Annotated in this window: 10 protein-coding genes; 4 read left to right on the forward strand and 6 right to left on the reverse strand. The window is 42.8% G+C overall.

Translation table 11 applies throughout. The annotated features are described in order from the left end of the window. Positions 1–51: 51 nt before the first annotated feature. From ACLGGO_RS27700 to ACLGGO_RS27720, 5 genes are all read right to left on the reverse strand, one after another. On the reverse strand, positions 52–1092 hold the full coding sequence (locus tag ACLGGO_RS27700; RefSeq protein WP_446421707.1) for a hypothetical protein: 1041 nt from the start codon (positions 1090–1092) through the stop codon (positions 52–54). Between the two features lie 135 nt (positions 1093–1227). Continuing rightward, on the reverse strand, positions 1228–1380 hold the full coding sequence (locus ACLGGO_RS27705) for a hypothetical protein (RefSeq protein ID WP_446421708.1): 153 nt from the start codon (positions 1378–1380) through the stop codon (positions 1228–1230). Positions 1381–1616: 236 nt separating this feature from the next. Next, positions 1617–2183: a hypothetical protein gene (locus tag ACLGGO_RS27710; protein ID WP_446421709.1), complete on the reverse strand. Its 567-nt coding sequence runs from the start codon at positions 2181–2183 to the stop codon at positions 1617–1619. A gap of 126 nt (positions 2184–2309) precedes the next feature. Then, positions 2310–2930 (reverse strand): phosphoadenosine phosphosulfate reductase domain-containing protein, encoded by a 621-nt coding sequence (locus tag ACLGGO_RS27715; protein ID WP_446421710.1) that lies wholly within the window; start codon positions 2928–2930, stop codon positions 2310–2312. A gap of 190 nt (positions 2931–3120) precedes the next feature. Further along, positions 3121–3789: a hypothetical protein gene (locus ACLGGO_RS27720; protein ID WP_446421711.1), complete on the reverse strand. Its 669-nt coding sequence runs from the start codon at positions 3787–3789 to the stop codon at positions 3121–3123. A 200-nt stretch (positions 3790–3989) separates the two neighbouring features. Here ACLGGO_RS27720 and ACLGGO_RS27725 point away from each other — a divergent pair, with 200 nt between their 5' ends. From ACLGGO_RS27725 to ACLGGO_RS27740, 4 genes are all read left to right on the forward strand, one after another. Further along, positions 3990–4601: a hypothetical protein gene (locus tag ACLGGO_RS27725; protein ID WP_446421712.1), complete on the forward strand. Its 612-nt coding sequence runs from the start codon at positions 3990–3992 to the stop codon at positions 4599–4601. Then, the gene (locus ACLGGO_RS27730) at positions 4594–4818 is read left to right on the forward strand and encodes a hypothetical protein (protein ID WP_446421713.1); all 225 of its coding nucleotides are present in this window, start codon (positions 4594–4596) and stop codon (positions 4816–4818) included. Before ACLGGO_RS27725 ends, ACLGGO_RS27730 begins: the two co-directional genes overlap by 8 nt. Continuing rightward, positions 4811–5239 carry a hypothetical protein gene (locus tag ACLGGO_RS27735; protein WP_446421714.1) on the forward strand — a complete coding sequence of 143 codons (429 nt, stop codon included), beginning with the start codon at positions 4811–4813 and terminating at the stop codon, positions 5237–5239. Before ACLGGO_RS27730 ends, ACLGGO_RS27735 begins: the two co-directional genes overlap by 8 nt. 152 nt (positions 5240–5391) lie before the next feature. After that, a complete protein-coding gene (locus tag ACLGGO_RS27740; protein WP_446421715.1) occupies positions 5392–5679 on the forward strand; it encodes a hypothetical protein in 288 nt (95 codons plus the stop codon). A 387-nt stretch (positions 5680–6066) separates the two neighbouring features. Here ACLGGO_RS27740 and ACLGGO_RS27745 read toward each other — a convergent pair whose 3' ends face one another. Continuing rightward, on the reverse strand, positions 6067–6585 hold the full coding sequence (locus ACLGGO_RS27745) for a hypothetical protein (RefSeq protein WP_446421716.1): 519 nt from the start codon (positions 6583–6585) through the stop codon (positions 6067–6069). Between the last annotated feature and the right edge of the window lie 214 nt (positions 6586–6799).

The following is a 6799-nucleotide window of genomic DNA, read 5'->3' on the forward strand; positions in this document are numbered from 1 at the left end:
GGGGGTGTACAATGTACACCCCCAAGTCATGCTTGAACTAGACAAAAAAATCTAAAAGAACTCCAAAACTTCGCCATCATACACCTCTGCTAATTCCCTGCCAGAAACAATCATCAACTCTTCAGGCTTAAAATACTGCAACTCCCCATCTATCACCAATGTCAACGGGAATTCAGGATAGATAGAAGATAGGTATTCTATAACGCCAATCTTACCTTGACTATTGGGATGACGATCCGAATATAATACTTGGCAGAATTGTCCCGGATGGTAAATACCATCACCCACTACCACCTCTTGACATTCAAACTTCTTAACCAGTTGACAATCTAACAAAGGCAAGTCCTCCACTTGAGAAGTGCGAAGATTAATTGCCTTCACTACATCCCCAGAAGAAGAAGACTCAAGCAATTCCCAAGTATCAAAAGGTGTCGAAGACCTAACAACCTGATCACCTGTCTGCCAACCTAAATAAGCTGGCGATGGAGGATATTTGAAGTCGTTATTTTTTATCCGCTCAAGCTGACTCTTAGAAACTCCCCGTATTTTCACTTCATATTCATACCCTTGTTCCTTCAATCGCTTCGCTTGGCGTAGTTCCGCTTGCCCCAGGGACTTGAGGAAATCCAACCAAGATAAGGCAACTTCTTTAGAGCTAAACCCAATATAAGAGCAAACTATCTCTCCATTAAATTTGCGCTGATAGTAAATAGGAGCATCTTCAACTTGAACAAGCTCAATATAAACTCTCCTGTTACCAGTTCCAGTTCTATCAACAAACAAAGACTTATCACTAAGCAGACAAGCTAAGGGAGACGCGAAATCCCACGCTAATGGTTCTCCTTCGACTGGATCTTCTAGATCCCAATCAAAATCCCACGGCTCACAAAGCTCATAAGCTTGTCCCCGGAGAGGAAATACCCTCATCACTTCAGTCTCAAGGGAAGCAATAGCACCGGGATCGCTTTTAACACTACCAACCAATTCCTTCAATACCCTCAAGATGTCCGTTGCTTGCAGAAGGCGCTGGCGCTTCTGCTCAAGATCTCGAATTTGAGAATCGATTGCTTTTATCTGCTTTTGAAATAACATGGATCTAGATCCTCTTATGGATTTACACAACGGGGGTAGCGAATGCTTTGGTCGGTACAAGCTGCCCCCCTAATAAAATAATACCGTGTATACACGGTATTATCAAGGATGAAATAAGTGCGATCGCCATCACATCTAGCCAGACCCGACCAAGGTGTAACTCAAATCTTGAGCAATGTTTAGGTGGACGCGATCGCGCCTCGCAATCATAGCCGGATCAACAAATCCCGTACCCAGATCATCAGCATCACTAGATTTCACAGACTGCTGCTGTTCTGACTGCAACAATCGCAAAAGTTCAGACTGAATTTCCTGCTGTTATTGCAGAAATTCAATAATTTTAGTATTCATACGTTAATCCCTCATTCATTCAATAAAAAAAGTCCATATTCCCTGACAATTTGAGAGAGAATATCACCATTTATGCCCATAATTTAATTAGAAAATGTTTTACGTTTCTCCATTACCGCGCCGATTCACTACTCCTCTGACTTGCACGATAATGGAGTTTTTTTTGTTGGCTGTTAACTGGCTAACCGAACTGGAAACAAGCAATAGTCAGACCCAGACAAAAGACCAACAAATCCTAAATGGATATAAGGAGAAGCTTTTTGAGCAGCTTCTAGCAGTTTACCAATCTTATGATCTCTCGTTCTGACAAAAGTTATAACCGCTGGAGGCTCATAAGCTCCCCCCCAGTTTTCAGTTGTAACTTCTGTAACTTCATCATCTAAATCTAAAACTTTAGCCAACTCATTTTCAAGGCGATTGCTTTGCCACATATTCCAGCTTTCAAACTGGAATTCTAGTGAAACTGACCACGGAAATGGAGAAGAATCAACTTTCTCAATCTCTCCCCCGTAACTTCCCCAGTAGCTTACCTTATAAAGCAGTTCACCATCCTCCAAGGAAAATACATCCCCTGGAGATAAAGCTAATTGAGGATTGCAAATATTCCAGTCTTCAGGCTTAAGATGTAAGTTTGAAACCGTATTCCGCACTTCTTGAACGGCTTCATCTAGTTGATGAAGCAACTGAATATTTCCTTGTCCGAGATAGACAAAATATTTTGGGACTACAAATCTTTTCATACCCATAATTTTGATTCCTCTTATTAGAATTCACACAACAGCAATGCTTAGAATGAATTGTCGGTACATTGCCTTACAATTAAATTTTACCGTGTATACACGGCAAAATCAAGCATTTTAACTATTTTAATGCCAATTAAAACCAAACCAGCGCTCAATTACCTCCAACCCAGGTTTCTTTGAAAAATTCCCATTTCCTTTGGGAGCGATTCTTGCCACAAACAACTCGACGCCAGTGTCCCCGACGCCAGTGTCCTCTAGGAGATTTGCGCCCTGAATAATTTGATTTTGAATATGAACTTTTAGCATAGTGGTAATTTCTACCAATCCATCGGACTGATCGGTAGTCGCCAGATTTTTGCTTTTGTTTTTGTTTAGGATGTCGTCGCCGCCCCTGACTAACTCCTTCGGATGAGGATTGACCCGAAACTTTCGGATAATCTCCCAGACTTGATCCTCTCGCCAATGCAGAACCGGTCGCCAGTGATCGATGTGGCGGCTAACCCGCCCTTTGGACCCACTTTTACGAGACTTACGCGGATCAGCCCGATGAATCTCAACTGGGGGATATTTTGCCCGATTAGGACTTTCCTCAGCCCTTTCACCAGACACAAACAAAGTCTTGCTATTTTCAAACCGAGGATCATTGCGAAGGGCGATCGCACAGACATCAATCTTTAAACTGGAACTACACCAACGAGTCGATAAATTTGAAGTGGGTTGAGGGAACCGCCAGCGAGTTCCCAATTTACCAGAATTCCCTCCAGCCTTCCTCAACCCATCGGGTGTCTCGAAGAAGCAAGGGGCAGTCGCCTGATTCTTTCGTAAGGCTTAAATATTTCATCATTTGCTTTTTAATCAACCTCTTAATCACTGCACGGCAGGCAGAAAGGTGGCTTACCTGACACCACCTTTCTGCTTTTTCACAAATCATAAACTAAGCGGCAGAGGCAAGTCCTAAATCTTTTGGAGGCATCTTATCTTGTTCATATTCCTTAATTAAGAAACGCTGGGCTTCAGGACTCAACACACATTCAAAGTGCCACTTGCATCCTGTAATATGATGAAGGTCTGACTTTTTAATTGTGGTCAATTTACTATATTGACCTTTAGCTTTATTAGACACCCAATCTCGCCAACGATTTAAACGGTTTTTGGATTTACCGCAAACCAACAACTTTTCATCCTGGGAAAATATTGCTAAGTTGATGGTCTTTTCAACGGAAGATTCAAGTGTTGTCTCCACTTCGGGTTTAGTCACTTCCGCTTCAGTTGGTGTCTCCACTTCGGGTTCAGTCACTTCCGCTTCAATTGGTGTCTCCACTTCGGGTTCAGCCACTTCCGCTTCAGTTGATGTCTCCACTTCGGGTTCAATTTCAACCCCTGGAACGTCATACCCTTCTTTCGCAACCTTAAACATTTCCAAAATCTCATTCTCAAGGGTATCAAGGGCTTCAGGCTGAACAGGTTGAAGGGAATCTAACAAGTCAGCCAGTTCACTTAATATTTTGCTTCCCTGCTCCGATCGTTGAACTAAAACTTCACGGCGACCTTTCAACGCGATAATTTGCGCGTCAATTAATTGAACTTCGTGTTGGAACAACATAATCTGATCCTCTAGGTTTACACAACAGCACAACGTTGAATTTTGGTCGGTAACGCTGCACTACTTATAGTTTTACCGTGTATACACGGCATTGTCAAGACTTTTAAGAAAATCTTTTTCCTCAAAATTACGCCGTGTATACACGGCATTGACAATATTTGAGTCGATTGATACGATAAAACCAGTAGAAACCTAGTCAAATGAACAACCAAAACAACAGAAAAGCATTAATTCGCGGGGTGAACCTTGAAAAATACCCAAGGCGAGAAAACAAATTCAACAGAATTTTCTTATTCAGCTTTGCCCCCACCGTACTAGAAGATCCATTAGGGGATTTTCTATGCCATGAGTACAAAGGAGATGTCCTGTGGGAAGTGCGATTAGAATTTTTCTCTCCATTCCGAATTCGCAAATCCCTAAATTGGAATTTTAAATCCTCTTATAGAGGATTTAACCATGAAGAAGCAGAACAGAGGTTTCATCTTTTAGTTGAACAGGAAAAAAGAATAAATCCCTTCCTAAACTTGTTAGGCTATCGGATTCGCCTAACAAGAGATAAACCAATATTAGGAGGACTACATCGATGGAAAGAATACAAGGTCGAAAAAATAGATCCTGATGGCTTCGCTTCCCTCTCCCTCCTCGATGGAGGTGGTGATATGCTATCCAAAGAAGCTCATGTAGATGATTTCTTGGGCTTTGGAGAAGGCTACGCAGAGATCGCCAAGCTAGCTTTCAACGGTGCTGCCGTTATGGGCGGTAGCACAAAAAAAGCCCAACCCAAACAAGGAGATGTCGTATTAAGTGAATAAAAATAAAATGATAACGAAAAAAGGGATAGGAGAAGATGGAGAGTTCATTTGGCTGGAAATAAAAGGAACCCAATTTTATATTCACGCTCAAAATAATACGGAGTCCCCATTTGAGTTTGAAAAGCTAGAAGACGCAGAAGCATTTATAGACTTATTAGCAAAAGCCAGGATGTCAAATCGTATAGAGAAGATCATGGAGGAGATAATCAATGACTGATGATAAACTAACGAAAATCATGGGAAAAGAATACGCGGAATCCTATGACGGTAAACTTTTCTATGCTCTAGAAAAAGTTTACTTAGAAGCGACCAAAGGAAAAGCAAAAATTGTTTGCCATAAAATCGCTAACCTCATTAAATATGAGGATAGGCAACGTCTATCCTATAGCGGTATAACTTATAGCCCAAGCGGTGAAGCTATCCGATGGGGAAAAGACTCACCCTGGGAAGATGTACCACTTTTTACACGACCAAAGATCAATGAAGTTTCCGCATTAATAATGTGGACAGCCCCAAACTCCGGACAAGAATTCCTGCAATTATGGCAGGATAATCCCCAAAAAGTAGCTTGGCTTCTTATAGATTCAGTCAAACTGATAGAAGTCGTACATCAAACTCGCGGGTTGCTTCACGGTTAAAATTCGCGGGTTGATTGCACCACAGCATCCAACCTCCCCCCCTACACCACAAAGCTTGGTGTAGGTTCCCTGCGTGCGATCGCGGCGATAACAACCGTGAAATACCATGATACCGTGTAGACACGGACATTATCTAGACAAGGTAACAAAATATGGCACGAAAAAAACAGAAAACGCCACGGAAAACCCACATCCTACCTCACACTCGGCAGTCTTTACTGCCCAATCAGGATTTAGATCCAGAAACCGGACGTTTCACTCAGATCGGACAGGCTCCTCTGGGAAAGCCCATTTCGATCCGACTACCTCAACCCATCGAGGAAGAATATAGGCGACAGGCAGAGGAATCTGGAACCTCAATGGCTTCCCTTCTCCGAGAGAAACTCAGCACCCTTGTAATAGATAAAAAGCAGTACAAAGAAATGATGGGTATACAATAAATTGTCATTGTCATGAGTCGGGTAGAGCGATCGCCTCCCTCATCGTTCCCCGTCCCCGACTTGACCAGACCACTTGACCAGACCATTGGAAATTTCATCTATTATGTCTATGTCTTCACCAATAACATCTTCTACCTCCATCACTTATATCAATGATTAGACAGGAGACAGGTAGATTGCTGGCACTACCTCCAACTCCTTACGCCAAAGGCATTCTGCCACACGCTTTTTAAATTTGTTTGGGGGTATACAAGTTCCTGACCTGTGAACTGGTGGGCTGGTCTTCCATCTAGTCGAATCGCTGCATTCAGCCCACATTTCCTGTCTGCATCTCCCTGATAGTTAAAGGTACACGGGAAGGGGATTTCGGAAAACGGAAAAGGTTTGTTATTTTTGGGGACAAACGCCCCCTGAATTAATTTTTTCCTCTACCTCCAATCCAATAACCTGCTGGCACACTTCCGGGTAAGCTTGAAAGGCGAGAATAATCTCTTCCCGTCTCCACGATTTCTTTACCTCTACACCATGCTGATGAGCTATTTCAATTAATTTCGTCTTGTTTTCGGCGCAATCCAGAACTTGCGATCGCGCCAACTCAAAGGCATTGGCTTTATCTTCTGCAATTTGCTGTGCCGCTTTCTGTTCCTTGCCTGCTGCTATCTGATCTGCCCTTTCAGAGAATGCTTCTTCTGAAATTCCAATCAATTCCAGGATCAAAGACCGGACACCTGGGAAGCGGCGATAGTGGGAGATTAGCGGATCAGCAGGATGCGCCCAGGTGGATGCCCGACGGCGGTCAGAATTCCGTGTCCCAACTAAAGGGGCATAATCGCCGCTGTGGAGGCGCTCACTTGCCCACTTATTAAACCAATTTTCCAAGTGGAGAAAATTGATAGCTTTAGGCAAGAAACTTGCCTTTTCGTGAGCTACAGCAAACGAACCCCCAAAGTAAAACCACCCAGTTGATGACTCATTAAGGCATTCTAAAATGTGGCGCTCAGTCTGCATAACGCAGTAGATATGATCGTCAGTCAGACACACGTCCCGCATTTCTCACAAACTAATTTGAGAAGCTAATTTGAAGGGGAAAAGTAGAAGTTTTCATGCACAGAATAGAAAA

The sequence above is a fragment of the Coleofasciculus sp. genome, from assembly GCF_046565525.1.
Lineage (GTDB): Bacteria > Cyanobacteriota > Cyanobacteriia > Cyanobacteriales > Coleofasciculaceae > Coleofasciculus.